The 17448-nt window shown below is 54.1% G+C and carries 16 protein-coding genes; 2 read left to right on the top strand and 14 right to left on the bottom strand.

Annotation, left to right across the window (positions count from 1 at the left end):
• Positions 1-6: 6 nt before the first annotated feature.
• From ACMYSL_RS20145 to otnK, 6 genes are read right to left on the bottom strand one after another with little or no spacing between them, the layout of a single operon-like run.
• The gene (locus ACMYSL_RS20145) at positions 7-1353 is read right to left on the bottom strand and encodes a bile acid:sodium symporter family protein (protein ID WP_434659741.1); all 1347 of its coding nucleotides are present in this window, start codon (positions 1351-1353) and stop codon (positions 7-9) included.
• Between the two features lie 19 nt (positions 1354-1372).
• Positions 1373-2185, bottom strand: a complete 813-nt coding sequence (locus ACMYSL_RS20140) for a 3-keto-5-aminohexanoate cleavage protein (RefSeq protein WP_434659740.1) — start codon at positions 2183-2185, stop codon at positions 1373-1375.
• Positions 2186-2213: 28 nt separating this feature from the next.
• Entirely contained in the window at positions 2214-2990 is a 777-nt protein-coding gene (locus ACMYSL_RS20135) for a hydroxypyruvate isomerase family protein (protein ID WP_434659739.1), read from the bottom strand.
• Complete coding sequence (locus ACMYSL_RS20130) at positions 2971-3780, bottom strand: DeoR/GlpR family DNA-binding transcription regulator (protein ID WP_181421913.1); 810 nt, start codon at positions 3778-3780, stop codon at positions 2971-2973. The genes ACMYSL_RS20135 and ACMYSL_RS20130 overlap by 20 nt, the downstream gene beginning before the upstream one ends.
• A gap of 6 nt (positions 3781-3786) precedes the next feature.
• Positions 3787-4431, bottom strand: coding sequence for an aldolase (locus ACMYSL_RS20125; RefSeq protein ID WP_112214470.1), 645 nt, complete (start codon positions 4429-4431; stop codon positions 3787-3789).
• The gene (otnK, locus tag ACMYSL_RS20120; protein ID WP_434659736.1) at positions 4428-5684 is read right to left on the bottom strand and encodes a 3-oxo-tetronate kinase; all 1257 of its coding nucleotides are present in this window, start codon (positions 5682-5684) and stop codon (positions 4428-4430) included. The genes ACMYSL_RS20125 and otnK overlap by 4 nt, the downstream gene beginning before the upstream one ends.
• A gap of 380 nt (positions 5685-6064) precedes the next feature.
• Here otnK and ACMYSL_RS20115 point away from each other — a divergent pair, with 380 nt between their 5' ends.
• Positions 6065-6745 carry a helix-turn-helix transcriptional regulator gene (locus ACMYSL_RS20115; protein WP_434659734.1) on the top strand — a complete coding sequence of 227 codons (681 nt, stop codon included), beginning with the start codon at positions 6065-6067 and terminating at the stop codon, positions 6743-6745.
• A gap of 391 nt (positions 6746-7136) precedes the next feature.
• The gene (locus ACMYSL_RS20110) at positions 7137-8039 is read left to right on the top strand and encodes a LysR family transcriptional regulator (protein WP_110277294.1); all 903 of its coding nucleotides are present in this window, start codon (positions 7137-7139) and stop codon (positions 8037-8039) included.
• Between the two features lie 218 nt (positions 8040-8257).
• Here the strand turns inward: ACMYSL_RS20110 and cobO are convergent, their stop codons facing one another.
• From cobO to ACMYSL_RS20070, 8 genes are all read right to left on the bottom strand, one after another.
• Positions 8258-8860, bottom strand: coding sequence for a cob(I)yrinic acid a,c-diamide adenosyltransferase (cobO, locus tag ACMYSL_RS20105; RefSeq protein WP_434659732.1), 603 nt, complete (start codon positions 8858-8860; stop codon positions 8258-8260).
• A gap of 9 nt (positions 8861-8869) precedes the next feature.
• Positions 8870-10522 (bottom strand): class I fumarate hydratase, encoded by a 1653-nt coding sequence (locus ACMYSL_RS20100; protein WP_434659730.1) that lies wholly within the window; start codon positions 10520-10522, stop codon positions 8870-8872.
• An 11-nt stretch (positions 10523-10533) separates the two neighbouring features.
• Positions 10534-11535 (bottom strand): glutaminase A, encoded by a 1002-nt coding sequence (glsA, locus tag ACMYSL_RS20095; protein WP_434659728.1) that lies wholly within the window; start codon positions 11533-11535, stop codon positions 10534-10536.
• 55 nt (positions 11536-11590) lie between these two features.
• On the bottom strand, positions 11591-12898 hold the full coding sequence (locus tag ACMYSL_RS20090; protein ID WP_112214464.1) for a dicarboxylate/amino acid:cation symporter: 1308 nt from the start codon (positions 12896-12898) through the stop codon (positions 11591-11593).
• Positions 12899-13060: 162 nt separating this feature from the next.
• A complete protein-coding gene (locus ACMYSL_RS20085) occupies positions 13061-13378 on the bottom strand; it encodes a DUF4387 domain-containing protein (RefSeq protein ID WP_110276833.1) in 318 nt (105 codons plus the stop codon).
• Positions 13375-14745 carry an acyclic terpene utilization AtuA family protein gene (locus tag ACMYSL_RS20080; RefSeq protein WP_112214463.1) on the bottom strand — a complete coding sequence of 457 codons (1371 nt, stop codon included), beginning with the start codon at positions 14743-14745 and terminating at the stop codon, positions 13375-13377. Before ACMYSL_RS20080 ends, ACMYSL_RS20085 begins: the two co-directional genes overlap by 4 nt.
• Before the next feature lie 3 nt (positions 14746-14748).
• Complete coding sequence (locus tag ACMYSL_RS20075; RefSeq protein WP_110276831.1) at positions 14749-15990, bottom strand: methylaspartate ammonia-lyase; 1242 nt, start codon at positions 15988-15990, stop codon at positions 14749-14751.
• Positions 15990-17435 (bottom strand): methylaspartate mutase subunit E, encoded by a 1446-nt coding sequence (locus ACMYSL_RS20070; RefSeq protein ID WP_434659724.1) that lies wholly within the window; start codon positions 17433-17435, stop codon positions 15990-15992. Before ACMYSL_RS20070 ends, ACMYSL_RS20075 begins: the two co-directional genes overlap by 1 nt.
• Positions 17436-17448: the final 13 nt, after the last annotated feature.

The following is a 17448-nucleotide window of genomic DNA, read 5'->3' as shown; positions in this document are numbered from 1 at the left end:
CATGAATTATCCTTTTGAAAGATGTTCAGAAACGGGCTGATGTGTCTGTTGAGCGGCCGCTGCCTGCGCCTGGCGGGCATCTTTTTTGCGCCAGTAGTTGGCGAGCAGTGAGCCGCTGACGTTGCCAAGCGGGGTCATTACCGCCGAGGCAAGGCCGACGGTCGCCAGTTTGCCCATGGCGGCGGCAAGCCCTGAGGCCATGCCGCCGTTTTGCAGGCCGACTTCAAAGGCCACGGTGCGGGCGGACTGTACATCCATGCGGAAGATCCAGCGGCTCATCAGGTAGCCAATCAGGAAGCCGCCGAGGTTATGCATCAGCATGGCGAAGCAAAGCAGGAAGCCGACCTGCACCAGGTTGTCGCGCCCTGCGGCAGCGGCAGTCGTAGTGAAGAAAATAATCCCGATCATTGAGATGGTCGGCATAATCTTCTTAATGCTCTCGACGCGACCGTACAGCCAGTTGTAGAACAGCGCCCAGACGAGACCGCCTGCGACAAAATTCAGCACCACCGCGTACATTTGCGCTTCTGCGCTGGCGGAACCGAATTGTGCGTCCCAGCCACCGGCGCTCATATACAGCAGCCACAGAGCGCCAATCCCGGCCAGAATCTGCACGGTTCGACGGCCGCGCACGCCAGCGTATGTTTTCAGGTAGTCATGTAAAATCGCCGCGCCGATAGGGATGAGCACGATTTTCACCACGTCCATCACCATCGCGGTGAGCTGAATATCGATCATGGAACCGGCCAGCAAATTCACCCATAGCGGCGTCATCACCGTTGCCGCCAGCGTCGAAACTGCGGCGATGGAAACGGCCAGCGCCAGGTTGGCGTTAGCGATGTACACCATTACCGTCGAAGAGAGGCCGCTCGGACAGGCGCCGATCAGCAGAATACCCACCGCCACTTCAGGCGGAAAATCAAAGATCAGGGTAATGCTCAGGCCAAGTAGCGGCATGATCACGAAGTGGCAGAAGGTACCGATAAATACCGCCCACGGCATTTTGGCGACGTCGATAAAATCCTGGATCGTCAACTTGGTGCCCATGCTGAACATGGTGGCCTGGATAACCAAAAACACGATCCATTTATGGGTGATATTGAAACCGCCCCAGACGATCAGATCTGTAGACCAGGTCATCGCGGCGACAAAACCGGCGATGATCCACAACGTAAATTGATAGCTGCGTAGTCCGGGCCAGTAACCCGCGCCTGCCGCAAACCCGGCAGTGAACATCACCAGTCCGGGCTGCCAGAGAGCGGGAGATTGCATCAGCGCGCCAATCGCCGCCAGCGCGATACCGGCGATACTGACGCCGAGCCCGGCTTTATGTATAACGCTCGTCATAGTCATAATGAAATGTCCTTCCTCGTTATTGCTGCCGGGGCGGAATGGCTAACATTTTCCGCGCGATTTCTGGCGTGGCGACTTTTTTATCCATGCTACGAATCAACGTGGCAAGTTTGGCGACCTGCTGGTAATTATGTTCAGCGCGTTCATCAGCGCTTAAATAATAACTGTCTTCAAAACCGATACGCACTTCGCTGGCACCCATGCCAACCGCAGCGGCAATAATATCGAAGTTCTTTCTGCCGAAATGGGTAATTCCCCATAACGCATCGCGCGGGATCATACTGCGCAGAGCAATTAAGGCATCAACGGTGGCTGGGGTGCTGCCGCGATGTCCCAGGACGATATTAAATAACATCGGCTGTTTAAATTTAATCTTATCTTGCAGGGCGAGGATGTTATTAATCATGCCAATTTCGAAAATTTCAAATTCCGGAATAATATTGCGTGCGGTAATTTGCCGGGAGCAATATTCGACATCCGGACCGGGATTAAAATAGACCACATCGCCGAGATTGACAGAGCCGACGTTCAGCGAGGCCATTTCCACGCCGGGGCAGGTCAGCGGGGCGCAGCGTTCAGCGATGGACATCGCTGAAACACCGCCGGTTGAGGCCTGAATAATCAGGTCTGAGTGGCGCATCACGCAGTCGATGGTCGCCTGAAAATCGCGGGTGTCCGGGGTCAGGCGCCCCTGTTGATCGCGAACGTGCAAATGAACAATGGCCGCACCGTGTTCCACGCTGGCGAGTATTTCCTGCGCCAGTTCTTCAGGTATCACTCTGGGGCAATCCGCAGCCACGGGCGCCAGTGAGATAATAACAGTATCCGACATGTTTTCCTCCGGTACAGAGAGATTAAAATTATAAGTAAGATGTTATCCAGCGTAATGATTCAGGTCCTGACGTTGACGGTTGATATTCACAGCCGATCCAGTCCTGATAATTCAGTTGTGCAATAAAATCGAAAATCCACTTTTCATTTAATTCTCCGGTTCCTGGTTCATGACGATAAGGAACTGAGGCAATCTGAAAGTGTTTTATCAATGGGAAATAACATTCAATATTTTTTACCACATCGCCGTGAATTTTCTGGCAGTGGTAAATATCAAACTGCAAGCCGATGTTTTTCCGGCCGACCTCGCGAATAATGGATTCGGCCAGCGGGAAGTTATCAATCATATAGCCCGGCATATCCTGCGGATTTAATGGCTCAATCAGTACGTCAATTCCCGCTTCCGCCATTACATCACAGGCGCTGCGCAATCTGTCGATCAGAATAGTGCGCTGAGCGTTGAGGGTAAGATCATCACAGCGCAGGCCCGACATCACGTGAATCCGGCGGCAGCCTAACGCTGTGGCGTATTCCCGGGCCATATTCAGGCTGTGGCGAAACGCCTCATCGCGGCCCGGTAATGCCGCCAGCCCCCGTTCACCCTGCTGCCAGTGGCCTGCCGGGGCGTTCATTAGCACTACCGGCAGGCTGGTTTGCCCTTGAGCTACCAGCAACGTCTCCAGCGGATGCTGCCAGAGAAACAGCCCCTCCACGCCGCGAAAACCCGCGTCTTTTGCCGCCTGAAAGCGTGCTGCTATCGGCAATTCAGTAAACAACCAGTCAAGGTTAGCCGCTAATTTCAGCATGATGTTTCCCCTCCCGGCTATCGACCAGGTGCAGTTTTACCCCCTGATTGGCGATGGCTTGTTGCGCGTCATCTGGCAGCTGATTGTCAGAAATAATATCGGTTAGCTGATCCAGACCGCAGATATGGAACATCCCGTACTTGCCAAATTTACTGCTGTCGCAGACCAGTACCCGGCGTCGGGAAACGGTGAGCACCGCCTCTTTAACCGAGGCTTTGCCTTCGCTGGGGGTCGACATGCCGCGCTCGGTATCCCACGACGATGAGCTGAGAAACGCCACGTCGATATTAATGGTGCGTAAAAAGCTGGCGGCGCTTTTGCCAAGGCTTGAGCGGTTGCGTTGATCCACCAGACCGCCGGTGTGATAGAGGGTGATATGCGGCATGTCCATCAGGTAGTGGCTGATGGAGAAGTCGTTCGTCACCACGGTCAGGTTAAAACAGTGGCTGGCGGCCACCGCTTTCGCTACTTCAAACAGCGAGGTTCCGGCATCCAGATACAGCGTTTGCCCCGGTTCAATCAGCATGGCGGCAAGCTGACCCATTTTGCGTTTTACCTCATGATGCAGTTCCGCCTTTTCCCGCCACGGCAGCTCGGACTTCAGCAGGTTATTGAGCTTCACGCCGCCGTTAATCGAGATAACTTTGCCTTCTTCTTCCAGCAATTGAATATCGCGGCGCACGGTCATATGCGACACGCTCATCAAGTCCGCCAGCTCATTAAATGAGGCGACGTTTTTTTCATGAACGTAGCGATAGATAAAGTCACGTCGTTGTTCGGGGATCATCATCTCACCTCACGCTCGCCGGGATTGTTCGAGTTCGGCTACCGCTTCTTCTGAAAGCGGTACGTAACCGAGCGGTTTTAAGGTCAACCAGATGCGGGCGCTGTCTTCCAGCTCCTCGGCGTTAAATACCGCTTCGCGCAGCGAGCGACCGCTGACGACCGGGCCGTGGTTGGCCAGCAGCGCCGCCGTGTGGTCAGCGGCGATTTCGCTAAGCGCGCTGGCAATGCCTTCATGTCCAGGTTTGAAGTAGGGCAGCAGCGGTAATTGCCCGACGCGCATCACATAGTACGGCGTTAGCGGCGGCAGACAGTTCTCCGGTGTTTCACACGGCAGACAAGAGAGTGCGGTCAGCCACGGCGAATGCAGATGAACCACTGCTCCGCAGGAGGGACGGTGGCGATACCATGCCAAATGCATCGGCACCTCTTTCGACGGTTTGTCGCCGCTGAGATGAACGCCGTTGGCATCCAGTTTGCTCAGCGTTGCGGCGTCAAGTTCTCCCAGACAGGAGTTGGTTGGGGTGACCAGATAACCGCCATCCGCGAGCTTAACGCTCAGGTTGCCGGAGCCGCCGCTGCTGTAGCCGCGCATAAATAGAGAGCGACCATAATGGACGAGCTGCTCGCGAAGTTGTTGCTCACTCACCTGGCTCATGATGTGTACTCCTGGGCGGTAAAAAAGAAATCTTCGTCGCCAAAATTGCCTGACTTCAACGCCAGCGCCAGTTCGGCGGAGAAGACCCATGGAACCCCCGGGGCGATGGCCTTGCCGACGGACAGTCGCGTTACCTGTAGCGCTTCCACGACGGTGCCGGATGTCTCGCCACCAGCAACAATAAAGGTGTTCACGCCTGCGGCCTGGAGCTTCGCGCTCAGCCGGGCAAACGTATGTTCAATCGCCTGGCTGGCGGGCTGCTCGCCATACTCTTGCTGAATGCGTTTTAGCGCATCAGGTGGCTGGGTGGCGTAAATCAGCGGCGCATGTGGGTCGCTGATATGCGACATGGCCCACTGCGATAGCTCATCGGTATAGCGTTCGGCGTCCGACAGGCAACGTGCTACGTCGAGCAAACGAGAGGCCGCTGCTGTTTTATAGCGATTGACCTGACGGTTGCTCATCGCCGAACAGCTCCCGGAAAAGACCACCGCTTTGACGGGGCGCGGAAAGTCCTGTGGTGGCGATGTCTGCTGAGCACCAGCGTTGGCGGCCAGCGCGCCGCCGAGCCCGGAACCTCCGGCTAACAAGGGAGAGTCGTGCAGCGCCTGGGCTAGCGTGTGGAGATCGGCTTCGTCCAGCGTATCGACAATCACGTGGCGTTTTCCTTCAGCTTTAAGGCTGGTCAGCGCGTGAGTGACTGCTTGCACACCGCTGCGAATGGTATTGAGATCAATATTGCCAATGGCGTTTGGCGTTTGCGCGGACAGCAGGCGTGACAAATTGGCATCGGTCATCGGATTAAGCGGATGCTTTTCCATGCCGGACTCGTTCAATAGAACACCGTTGACAAACAGATGACCGTGCACCACCGTGCGTCCGTTTTGCGGCAGAGCGGGGCAATGAACGATAAGCGGGAGCTGCATTGCTTCCATCAGGGCATCGCTTACCGGGCCAATATTGCCGTGTGGTGTGGAGTCAAACGTTGAGCAGTATTTGAAATAGACTTGCCTGACGCCTGCGTTTTGTTTTAGCCACCGGGCGCAAGCCAGCGATTGGGCGACGGCCTGCTCTGCGGGCAGAGAGCGGCTTTTCAGCGAGATAACAATGGCATCAACTTCTTCGTTCCACTGCTGCGTAAGGTCGGGCATTCCGGGCAATAGCGCGACTCGCCAGCCCTGTTGTGCCATAAAACTTGCGATATCCGTTGCGCCGGTAAAATCGTCGGCGATAACCCCTGTTGTGACGGCCATGACTCCACTCCGTTCAGATTGTTTACTGATTGAGCATATTATTCAGTAGTCTCTTTCACATTCACATGATGATTCTCACAAACAAGAACATCATGTGAATGTATTAAAAATATCTAATTATTTGAAATATAAACATTATTGTTTGTGTGGTGGCAAAATCATGCTCACAACAATCTGTGAAGATTAGTTAAAGTTTGAGAATTATTGTACCGGGGGCGTTCATTGAACCATTAGTGGGTGTTTGCATGGTGCTGGGTTGGTCATGCATTTTGATCATATTCATCTGCGCAAATGAGATTATTTTTTGCGTCTAACGTCATTCTTTTGATGCGCTAAATTCTGCATATTAGCGGCTGACTATCAGGCTACTGGAGAATAATGTGCAGCAAAGAGACAGGGATGATGAACACCGGTTTTTCTCTTCGTTGGCAACGACTTTTTCTCGTGCAACCGGTCTGGTCGCCGTGGTGATTGATACCCGCGGGGAGCGATTGCCTGACCGCTATGCAGGGTTAAATTTCTTTTCACTGCCCCTCATGTGTTTTGAAAAAGTGTGGGGATATATTATTTGTGACCACAGTAAGGCCATCGACAATAGTCATCGATTGGCGGCAGAAAGATTACTTCATTTTATTGTGAATAACGTCACGCCGGTTGAGGGGATAAAAGCGATCGCGAATAAGCAATCTCGCCGAAATAGTGATTTCTATTATGCGCAACGTGCACCGCATGAAATAAAAATGGCCTCTGCCCTACGTTATATTGATGAGCATTTATATGATGAGTTGTCTCTCGAATCGGTAGCGGCTCATGTTTGCCTGAGCGCCAATTACTTTAGTCGCTTTTTTAAAAAGCAGCAGGGGGTGAATTTCAAAGTCTGGGTGAGCCAGAAGAGAATGCAGCGAGCCGGGGAACTGCTTGGCGATCCTGCGTATTCGATAGATGGCGTCGCCCGAAAACTTCAGTACGCACAAACCAGCTACTTTTGTCGAGTGTTCCGCATGGCACATCGCACTACGCCGCAATCATTCCGCCAGCAGTCTCTCTCGGCATCGTCATAACCCATACCGGGGCAGGATAAAGGTAAGACAGATTTTTCCTGAAGCATCCATAATGTGTCCCCGGTCGCTGAAAATTTTAATTTATAGCTGGTAGCTGAAAATTAATTTTTCACCCCCTCTGGCTGACTTCGATAATAAACAAGTTAACGTGAAAAAATATTGACAACTTATTGACGCTATTTGCGGGTCAGACACCTTGTTTAAATTGTGTTTATTGAGATGCCTGGGTATTATTGGTTATTATTTGATCACTGCTAATATGCATTAATCATGGAATAGATCAATGACATCTGACGGGATAATAAAATATAACACTCGGGGATAACCTGATGTCCTTGCGCGCTTTTTTTATTCTTTAAACAATTTTTGCACGCCGTAAATGGAAGACGTTATGAGAGGAAAAATCCCCAAAACTGAATTGCTGGTGACCTTTGAAGTTGTGGCTCGCCATGAAAGCTATACCCGAGCAGCGGAAGAGTTAGCTTTAACACAAAGCGCCGTGTTCAGACAAGTCACGGCGCTGGAGGATTTCCTCCATACGTCATTATTTAATCATGCGAAAAAAAGGATTTTTTTAAATGCGGCGGGCAAGCATTATTTGACCATCGTTAAGGAAACGCTTAACAAGCTGGAGCGTGATACCAATTCAATTATGACCTGGCAGCCGACGGTGCAGGTTCTTGAACTGGCAGTGAACCCCACCTTTAGCACCCACTGGTTAATCCCTAATCTGCGTGAGTTTAATAAATTAAACCCGGGTATTATCGTCAATATTCATTCGCTGGCTAATATTGGCGATTTTCTCAGCCGTGAGTACGATGCCGCCATCATGCGCGAGGATTTTTGCTCGCCGTGGACGGAGGTTGAGTACTTATTCGAAGAGGAGATCCTGCCGGTATGCGGCTGCGGGCTGCTATCAGACCCTGGTCAAAAGCTGGCGGTCGAGGAATTGCTGGGTGAATTTCCGCTGCTGCATCAAAGCACACGCATTCACGGCTGGCAGGAGTGGTTCGCGTTGTCGAATATCACCAGCGCGCAGATTAATATCGGCCCGCGTTTTGACCTGCTATCGATGCTGATTGCGGCGGTACGTTCGAATCTGGGGGTGGCGCTGTTACCGCGTTTTGCCATTCAGCACGATCTCGATAGCGGCGAGATGGTAATTCCTTGCGATGTGCCGATTCGCACCGGAAATCGTTTTATTATGACGTGGCAGGAAGATAAAGCGGAATCCCGGCATTTACAGGTATTCCGCGACTGGTTATTGCATAAATCGCTGGTGTCGGCTACTTGATGGCACCGGTTCAGGCTACCTGCTCACAGACGGCGGTGAACCTGTAACCCGGTCAGCGCAGCGCCACCGGGACGAAGCAGCGCAGACGTATCAGGTTTGGCATATTTCCCGGAGGCGGCGCTTGACGCGCCTGTCCGGGCTACCGGCCCGCAGACGGCAGTGGGCCCGTAGCCCGGCTAAGCGCAGCGCGAGCCGGGAGAAAAGCGAATCGGATAAAACTACCAGTCGATGCCCACTTGTGCCTGAATACCGCTATCAAACGCGTGCTTCACCGGGCGAAGTTCACTCACCGTATCGGCAAGACCCAGCAATCGGGCGTGACAGCCGCGTCCGGTGATAATCACGCTCTGCTGTGGTGGACGTTCCACGATTGCGGCAATCACCTCCTCTGTATCCAGATAGTGATACGCCAGCATATAGGTGAGCTCATCCAGGACCAACAGATCGTAGTGCGGGTCGGCCAGCATGCGCTTACTCTCCTGCCATACCGCCGTTGCCGCCTGAATATCGGCCTCCCGGTTTTGCGTTTCCCAGGTAAAGCCGGTGCCCATAATGTGAAATTCCACGCCCAGCGGATGCAGCGTGTTGTATTCACCGTTATCCCACTGGCCTTTAATAAACTGCGCGACGCCGACGATTTTGCCGTGCCCGACGGCGCGCGTCGCGGTACCAAAGGCGGCGGTGGATTTGCCTTTGCCGTTTCCGGTGAAGACGATCAGAACGCCTTTTTTCTCCGTCGCCGCCGCCACTCGGGTATCGATCTGCTCTTTCAGCTTCTGCTGGCGCAGGCGGTGGCGGTCGGTATTTCCTCGCGCTTGCATATTCGCTCCTTAATGTCCGGCCGGACAGGTTGCGCAGCGATGCTGCTGCTCAAACTGACTGAAGAAGTTATTCCCTTTGTCATCCACCAGCACAAAGGCGGGCAGGTTTTCGACTTCCATCATCCACACCGCTTCCATCCCCAGTTCGGGATACTCAAGGCAATGCAGGCTCTTGATATACTGCTGCGTCAGCAGGGCTGCCGCACCGCCAATGCTGCCGAGGTTAAATCCCCGATGTTTTTGGCAGGCGTCGGTCACCTGCTGGCTGCGGTTACCTTTGGAGAGCATGATCAGGCTGCCGCCCGCCGCCTGGAAAGCATCGACATAACCGTCCATGCGCCCGCCGGTGGTGGGCCCCATTGAACCGCAGGCCTGATTGTCCGGGGTTTTCGCCGGGCCTGCGTAATAGACGATATGATTTTTCATGTATTCCGGCATCGGTTCGCCGTTATCCAGGCGTTCTTTGATCTTGGCATGGGCGATATCGCGGGCGACGACAATTGGCCCGCTCAGCGACAATCGGGTACCGACCGGCAGGGTGGACATGTCGCGCAGGATCTCATGCAGCGGTCGGTTCAGGTTGAGCTGTACGGTTTGACCGCTGTTTTCCACGCGGCAGGATTCGGGAATAAATTTACCCGGGTTATGTTCCAGTTTCTCCAGCCAGATGCCGTGCTTGTTGATTTTCGCTTTGATATTACGGTCGGCGGAGCAGGAGAGGGCCATGGCGATCGGACAGGAGCCGCCGTGGCGCGGCAGGCGAATGACGCGAATATCGTGGGCGAAGTATTTACCGCCAAACTGCGCACCGATGCCGAATTCGCGGCTGGCGTTGAGCAACGTGGTTTCCATCGCGGTATCACGAAACGCCTGGCCCAGTTCGTTCCCTTCGGTGGGCAGGTTATCGTAGTATTTCGTTGAGGCCAGCTTTGCCACCTTCAGCGCCTGGTCGGCGGAGAGGCCGCCCACAACAAAAGCGATGTGATACGGCGGACAGGCGGCGGTGCCCAGCGATTTCATTTTTTCGGTCAGGAAAGCGGTGAGTTTCTCCGGCTGTAGAATCGATTTGGTTTCCTGAAATAGCGCCGCTTTGTTGGCCGAGCCACCGCCTTTATTGACGAACAGAAAGCGATATTCGCTGCCTGGCGTAGCGCTGATGTCGATCTGCGCGGGCAGGTTGGTATGGGTATTCACTTCGGTGTACATATCCAGCGGCGCGTTTTGCGAGTAGCGAAGATTGTTTTCCTGAAACGTGGTGTAGATGCCCTTGCTTAAGGCTTCGGCATCGTCGCAACCGGTCCAGACGTTCTGGCCTTTACTCGCCACAATGGTTGCGGTGCCGGTGTCCTGGCAGTTTGGCAGCACGCCTTTGGCTGAGACTTCGGCATTGCGCAGCAGCTGGAGAGCGACGTACTTATCGTTACTGCTGGCCTGCGGGTCGCGCAAAATGCTGGCAATCTGTTTTAAATGCCCGCTGCGCAGGAAAAATGAAGCCTCATAAAACGCCTGCTGAGATAACAGAGTTAACGCCTCTGGCGCGACTTTGATGACTTCTTCCCCATCTAACTCCGTCACCGTAACGTATTGACTGCTCAGTAATTCATACTCTGTATTATCTTTGCTTTGAACAAAGAGTTCCTGCCAGACAAAGGGTTTAGACATTTTACATCTCACTATTTTGCTAAAAAGAGATTGGCCTGGGTCGCATGGGCGACATATTCGATGGTCTGCTGGGCGCGAACGCTGTTACCGGCTTCATCCAGCGGGGGAGAGTAGACCGCAATGGCGTATTGTCCTGGCACCACGGCAACCATTCCGCCGCCAACGCCGGATTTCGCCGGGATGCCCACGGTGTACAGCCATTTGCCGCTGCCGTCATACAGTCCAGCGATAGCCATTTCTGCCAGCACCTGCGGGACATAGTTTTCATTTAGCAACTGCTTGCCGTTGAAGGGGGATTGGCCTTTGTTGGCGAGTACGGCCCCCATTTTGGCGAGCTGCTCAACGGTGATATCCACCGAGCACTGGCGGGTATAAATTTCGACGGCTTCCTGGGTATCGCCATAGAAGCTGTTATAAGAGTTCATCAGCATCGCCAGCGCCTGGTTATGCTGATTAGTTTCCATTTCGGATTTGAATACCGGCTCGTTAACGGTGAGTGAGGCATCGGCCCAGGCGTTGAGATTGTTGAGGATTTTATTCCAGCGATCGGTTTTGTCTTTTGCTTCAACCAGGCTGACGGTGCTCATGGCTCCTGCATTGACTAACGGATTCTCAGGGGCCCCTTTGGTTAATTCCACCGCTAAGCCGGAGTTGAAGGGCAGGCCGGTGGCATTGGCACCGAGTTTATCTAAAACTTCCTGCGGCCCGCGCTGCTCCATCGCCAGTGCCAGCGTGAAAACCTTGCTCAGGGACTCCATCGGAAACGCTTTTTTCACGTCGCCGACCTGATAAATTTTGCCGTCGACCGTGGCAAGGGTGATGGCGAAATTGTCAGGACTGTAGGTCGCCAGGGCAGGGATGTAGTCGGCGACTTTACCGTCGTGGTTACTTTTATATTTCTGGTGCGCCTGTTCGATAATACTGGCGTAATCCGGCGCGTTCTGCGCCAGCGTCGTGGCGCTAAACAGTAAGCTGGCAGTTAAGATGCACGTGCTGAGAAATTTTACATTCATGGTGCAACCCTGTTGAAATGTTGAAAAAAGGCCGACGCTAAGTCGGCCTGTTGGATTAGGACAGAGCAACTTCTGAAGGTTCGGTCGCAGGACGTTCATGCTCCGGCGTTTTGGCTGGCGCTTTGCCACGACAGCCTTCACCGAAGTGTTCGCCTTCCCAACGGCCAACAATGGCTGCCCCCATGGCGTTACTCATAACGTTGGTGGCAGAACGGCCCATATCGAGGAACGGATCGACGCCCATCAACAGGATCAGACCGGCTTCCGGAATGTTGAACTGGTTCAGGGTGGCGGCGATAACCACCATTGAGGCGCGCGGCACGCCCGCCATTCCCTTCGAGGTCAGCATCAGGATCAGCAGCATGGTGATCTGCTCGCCCATTCCGAGATGGACATTACAAGCCTGGGCGATAAACACCGTGGCAAACGAGCAGTAGGCCATCGAGCCGACGAGGTTAAAGGAGTAGCCAATCGGCAGAACGAAGCTGGCAATTTTGGAAGAGACGCCAAATTTTTCCAGCTTATCCAGCGTGCCAGGGAAGGCTGCTTCTGAGCTGGATGTGGTGAAGGCCAACAGCGCGGGTTCGAGGATCGCTTTGGTCAGACGGCCAATGCACGGACCGACAATCATCGTCGACAGGCCAATCAGGATCGCCCACAGCATACCCAGCGTCAGGTAGAACTCACCCATAAAGATCCCGGCGCTGACCATCACGCCCAGGCCACGTTCGGCAATCAGCCCGGAGATAGCGGCGAAAACGGTCAGTGGCGCAAACAGCATGACGTAGCCAGTCAGCTTCAACATGACGTGGACCAGCGAGTCGAGTACCTTCACGATCGGCTCGGCTTTTTCGCCGATTGCCGCCAGGCTGCAGCCAAGGAAGATTGAGAACACGACAATTTGCAGGATTTCGTTACGCGCCATCGCATCAACGATGCTGGTGGGCACCGCATGAGAGATAAACACTTTCAGCGTGAACGGTTCTGACTGCACGGCCGCGACGGCTCCGGCGTCGTGGGCCACAAAGTTGATGCCTGCACCCGGCTGGAACATATTGACGATCACCAGACCCAGCGCAATCGACAGTAGGGAAGCACAAATAAACAGGAAAAAGGTTTTAGAGAATATACGCCCGAGCGTTTTCGCATCGCCCATTTTGGCAATACCGACGACCAGAGTAGAAATAACCAACGGGGCGATGATCATTTTTACCATCCGTAAAAATATGGTGGTAAAAATGGAAATATCCTGCGCGTACGACTTTGCTGTATCAGCCGAGGCCATATTATTAATAGCCACCCCGGCAATCATGCCGAGTATCAGGCCTAATATGATCATTTTGGTTAAACTAATTTTCTTCATTGTGACTCCATCGGATAAAGGTTGGATTTGGTGTAGGGTGACGTACGCCTGAGCCAGCACAGCAGCTCAGGCGCACGCCTGTTGTGACCAACCGCATGGATAATTCGAAGCACGGTGATACAGCTGAATTCGGTGCTCCAATGGCTGTTATTGTGTTTTTTTCTACAGATCGAACTCAATACTTAATAATGGGGCGTGCTGCTGCGCGCCATATACATCATTGTCACCGACGTTGCCGGAAATAATATCGCGAGGCATGACGATTTTTACCGCATTAGCCGGATCAAACCACACAATGCGATGAATAAAATCAGGCTTTACGTTATATAATCCAGCAATAAGCTGCGGCGTTAATTGTTCCGAACGTTTTACCCGCTGATAATCTTCCTGGGTTTTAAATAAAATATCTAAAACCAGTTCGTACGGTCCGGCGTTTTTGGAACGAATGACCTGCGCCAGAGAGCATATGGATTGTTTCATGCCTGAACTCCTTCTGGCGTCACCTGTTCAATGTGGAAATCAAAACGCAGCGCGTCGCTGGCTTCAATCAGGTGATAGATAGAGAACTCATACACCGGCCCGCTTTGAATATCAGACGGCGAGAACGGGAAAGCGAGGTTGCCCGCAGTTGCAATGCGATTTTCATAGCCGTAGTGCAGCAGGGTAGAGCGCACCAGCGAACAGACGCTGTTGGCGATATCCTGAGTTGGCGCGACCACATCCAGCAAAATCCCCAGCTCGTGTCCGGCGGTTTTCATCGGCTCATGGTTGCCCATCACGCCGTTCTTACCGTACAGGTGGAACGTCATGCGGATACTGTCGTCAGTCAGCGAGAGGTTACGCGCCACGCTGGCTTGTACCTCTTCGAGAATGTTATCGATCCCGGCAATCATGATCGGGTCGCGCGTTCCGGCAATGGTCAGGCAGCGGAAGCCGACCTGACGAGCACCTTCCAGCTTCAGTGCGTACGGTGTTTCTTCGTGACGTGAACCGCTGACGTAGACTTCGCCCTCGTTGACGGCTTTGAAGGTACACCCTTTCAGGTTCAGCACGCCGCCAGGGCCCGGCAGGAAGTACGGATCGGACTTCTCATACAGGGTATGCGCCGCCGCGGAGGTTTCGGTGAACTTACGCTTTGGATTGAACGCTTTCAGCGTAAAGCCGTGGTCGTCGATAATCCCCATGGCGCAGTCGGAACCGGAACCCGGCGTGGCGGCAATGGCCGCACATTCAAGGATCTTGCCGCAGTGCAGCGCCAGCCCTTCATCGAAACCCTGCATAATTGGCAGGGCGGCAAAGCAGGCCGGATCGTAAGCGCGTCCACCCAATACCACCTGCGCACCGGCTTTCAGCGCCCGCTGGAAAGGTTCGATCCCCATCTGTGCGACGATGTAGGTGCTCTCTTCGATAGCCTCGTGAGTCAGTTCCGGAACAAAATCCAACGCGGTAATTTTGCCGTTATCCAGCGCCTGATGAACAACTTCTTTATCAACATCAGATGGGATTAGCGCCATCGAGAAAGACAGTTTTTCTTCCTGCGCAATCTCATGGATTATCTGACGACACCACTCCAGATGCGGAGCAGCGCCAGAACCGCCGGCGGTGCCAATGACGACTGGAATGTTGTTTTTCACGCCAGCGACGATCATATAGCGCAGATCGCGTTTCACTCCGGCCCTGTCGGTAAAGGGTTTACCTGCCCCCAGGTAGTGGGGGCCGGGATCGGATGAACCTGCGTCAACGGCAATAAGATCTGGCGACTCTTCCATGGCTTTACGAAAACTCTCTTCCGGGAAGCCATAACCCAGAATAGCCGTAGGCGATAAGATCTTAAATGTACGAGCCATCTCTTAATCCTTAGTCTGCAACAGCGCGATGGTGCGGTTCATTTCGTTAAACACGATGTTGAGACCTTCATCGAAGCCCATGCCTGGTTTGATCAGCATGCGCATAGGACGTGCGGCCAGCGCGACGTGCACGCAGGTGCGGGCGCTGATCTCGGTTTCGTTGCAGGTACCGCCCTGATAGGCTTCCATCGCGTGTTTGTTGCAGTACAGCACCGCGTCCACGATGTTGTGAATACCGCCAAGATCCGGGGTTTTTATCTGCACCATGTGGCAGCTACCGGCATCGGTGAAGTCAACGATGTCCTGATAGGTATTGCACCATTCGTCGGCGACAATCTTCACGCCGGAACCCAGACGAGTCAGCTCTTTGGTGATGGCGGTCAGCATACGGATCTGGTCCGGCTTGTTACCGGCATCTACCGGGCCTTCTATATAGAGCGGCAGACCTTGCGCTTCTTTCTCCAGGCTGGCGATGTAGTCGGCGCAGCGCACCGGGTCCATATCGAAGATCAGACCGATGGTGCCGTAGACATCAATATGCAGCGTCGGGTGATAGCGTGGGCTGGTACGCAGGCTGAGGATTCGGTCGGACAACCAGCGCACATACTCACGCAGCTTTTCGCCTTTAAAGCCCAGTTTCTCTTCCACGTTGTTGATCAGCGCGTGCGGCAGCACGTCCACGCCTTTGAGGATCATCTTGTCGACGGCGATGTAGCGGTCATCGCCGCTCTGGCCAAATAAAGGAATCGCTTCCGGGATGCACGGCAACTGCCACTCGTCGCAAACCACTTCCGCCTTCAGGCGACCGCTTGCCAGCGCGGTGGCGTCGAGCAGCGCCTGAGACAGGCCGTAGCGGACGGCGGTATGCAGCAGATTGCCGTCGATACGCAGCTTGTCGAAGAAGCGGGCGTTCGGTAGGAACGCATCGACATCGCGGCCTTCGAGCAGCGGTTTGATATGATCATTGAGGAACGGGATAAAGTTTTCCGCCAGGAACAGCGGATCGCGGCCACCCGCGCCGGAGTACTGTACGGCGGCGCAATCACCGACTGCCACCGCGCCATTTTCCAGAATCAGCTGTACCGAGACGCACTCGCCCGCCTGGCGCACCGACGTAAAGCCCGGGGTAACCGGCGCGCCGGTATACATGAATCCATCATGACCCGCGCCATTTTTAATCGCCTGCTGGTCGTCAAAATAGAATGAAGAGTAGCCAGCGGTAAAAAGGGCCTGTTTAATTTTCATTATGGTCTTCCTATTAATTTACTGTGGGATACAGCGTTGATGTCATCAACAACCATCTGGAATGAAGGCTTGCGTCCTTCGAAATTCGCACGCTCGGCGACGTAATCATGGTGCAGGGCGAGAATGTCTTTTGGCAGCGGAACCGAGCCGGCTTCAAGCACGCGAATGGCGCCTGAGTTATCGCGAACCGGCAGGATTTTGCCCGCGTTACAGGAGGCCGGAGCGAAAGGCACATCCAGCACGCCGGCTTCGAAAGCCAGTACCGTGCCGCGAGCGATATCGCCGTTGCCCAGTTCGAAAACTCTCTTCAGTACGGCGCGAACTTCGCTTTTGATCAGGTCTACTTCCTGTTCAACGGCAGCGCATGGTGGGAATTTCTGGTCGCTGACCATGTTGAGCATCTGGCGCGAGGCTCTCAGACCCTGGGCGTTTGCTGCGGCGGTCGGAATGCCGAAGGCTTCGTGCGGGCTCTTGGTAATCACTTTGGTCGCGCCGGACATACCGGCCACCGCCGCGCCCCAGGAGATAATGGCGAACGCTTTCGATTCATCTTCCGGGAAGCCGCCCATCCACTGGTGGAAGACGGTACTCAGCTCATAATCGTCGAAGCCGTAATTGCCGAAGTATTCGTGCGACAGTTCGCGCAGGGATTGAATCGCCGCGATATCCTGCGTCAGGCTACCGACCTGGCCGTAGCCGACGGTGATGGATTTTACGCCCTGTTCCAGCGCCAGCAGACCTTCGATAATCGCCACCGAGTGGGACATAAACGGTGGGATCAGCGTGCCGGTCAGTGGGCCAAACGGCTCGCGGTTAATGCGGATGCCGTGTTCTTCATACAGGCCCATCAGGCGGTCGCAGTACTGCCAGTCACGAATTGATTTTTCCAGGGTGACGCGCTTGGCGTAAGGGATGTTGTAGGAGATACCGCCGCCTTCGTAGCTGGTAAATCCGCTGGCCATTGAGATTTCAGCTAACAGACGCGCATCAGGCGTGCCGTGGCGCACCTGAACCGGTTTTTCCAGCGACTCGGTCATTCTACGGCATTCAGCGACGCCGTGGTTGACCACCGGCAGGCCGTTCAGTTTGGACGTTCCCGCTTCGATGGATTTTTGAATCCCAATCGCCGCCTCTTCATAACGGTTCAGACGGGTATAGGCATCAATGGTGCTGGGCAGCAGGTCGCACTCTACCTGCAGCGTTTTAAGCAGTTCGATGTGCTCATCCATTAACGCCACGCCCGCGCGCGGCTGGCTTAGGGTTTTCCCTTCCTGATCGGCCTTCAGCAGGGCGTGAGAAAAACGTTTTTTCTCAGGAATGGTTTGCTGATACTTCACGCCATCTTCGAATTTCTCAACATCTTTCCCGGTCTGCCAGGTCTGCAATACCTGATGCCGCTCGGTCATGAATTCATCATGGGTTAGCTTTTTATTGCGGAGTTCCATTCGTCGTTGCCTT

This window comes from Klebsiella sp. MISC125 (genome assembly GCF_051131775.1).
Taxonomy (GTDB): Bacteria; Pseudomonadota; Gammaproteobacteria; order Enterobacterales; family Enterobacteriaceae; genus Klebsiella.
The sequence above is the reverse complement of the archived record's forward strand: the minus strand, read 5'-3'. Positions and strand labels throughout refer to the sequence as shown.

What these genes read in the sequence shown, in the direction of transcription:
- ACMYSL_RS20145 (WP_434659741.1), bottom strand. Translation starts at nt 1,353, where the DNA reads ATGACTATGACGAGCGTTATACATAAAGCCGGGCTCGGCGTCAGTATC.
- ACMYSL_RS20140 (WP_434659740.1), bottom strand. Translation starts at nt 2,185, where the DNA reads ATGTCGGATACTGTTATTATCTCACTGGCGCCCGTGGCTGCGGATTGC.
- ACMYSL_RS20135 (WP_434659739.1), bottom strand. Translation starts at nt 2,990, where the DNA reads ATGCTGAAATTAGCGGCTAACCTTGACTGGTTGTTTACTGAATTGCCG.
- ACMYSL_RS20130 (WP_181421913.1), bottom strand. Translation starts at nt 3,780, where the DNA reads ATGATGATCCCCGAACAACGACGTGACTTTATCTATCGCTACGTTCAT.
- ACMYSL_RS20125 (WP_112214470.1), bottom strand. Translation starts at nt 4,431, where the DNA reads ATGAGCCAGGTGAGTGAGCAACAACTTCGCGAGCAGCTCGTCCATTAT.
- otnK (WP_434659736.1), bottom strand. Translation starts at nt 5,684, where the DNA reads ATGGCCGTCACAACAGGGGTTATCGCCGACGATTTTACCGGCGCAACG.
- ACMYSL_RS20110 (WP_110277294.1), top strand. Translation starts at nt 7,137, where the DNA reads ATGAGAGGAAAAATCCCCAAAACTGAATTGCTGGTGACCTTTGAAGTT.
- cobO (WP_434659732.1), bottom strand. Translation starts at nt 8,860, where the DNA reads ATGCAAGCGCGAGGAAATACCGACCGCCACCGCCTGCGCCAGCAGAAG.
- ACMYSL_RS20100 (WP_434659730.1), bottom strand. Translation starts at nt 10,522, where the DNA reads ATGTCTAAACCCTTTGTCTGGCAGGAACTCTTTGTTCAAAGCAAAGAT.
- glsA (WP_434659728.1), bottom strand. Translation starts at nt 11,535, where the DNA reads ATGAATGTAAAATTTCTCAGCACGTGCATCTTAACTGCCAGCTTACTG.
- ACMYSL_RS20090 (WP_112214464.1), bottom strand. Translation starts at nt 12,898, where the DNA reads ATGAAGAAAATTAGTTTAACCAAAATGATCATATTAGGCCTGATACTC.
- ACMYSL_RS20085 (WP_110276833.1), bottom strand. Translation starts at nt 13,378, where the DNA reads ATGAAACAATCCATATGCTCTCTGGCGCAGGTCATTCGTTCCAAAAAC.
- ACMYSL_RS20080 (WP_112214463.1), bottom strand. Translation starts at nt 14,745, where the DNA reads ATGGCTCGTACATTTAAGATCTTATCGCCTACGGCTATTCTGGGTTAT.
- ACMYSL_RS20075 (WP_110276831.1), bottom strand. Translation starts at nt 15,990, where the DNA reads ATGAAAATTAAACAGGCCCTTTTTACCGCTGGCTACTCTTCATTCTAT.
- ACMYSL_RS20070 (WP_434659724.1), bottom strand. Translation starts at nt 17,435, where the DNA reads ATGGAACTCCGCAATAAAAAGCTAACCCATGATGAATTCATGACCGAG.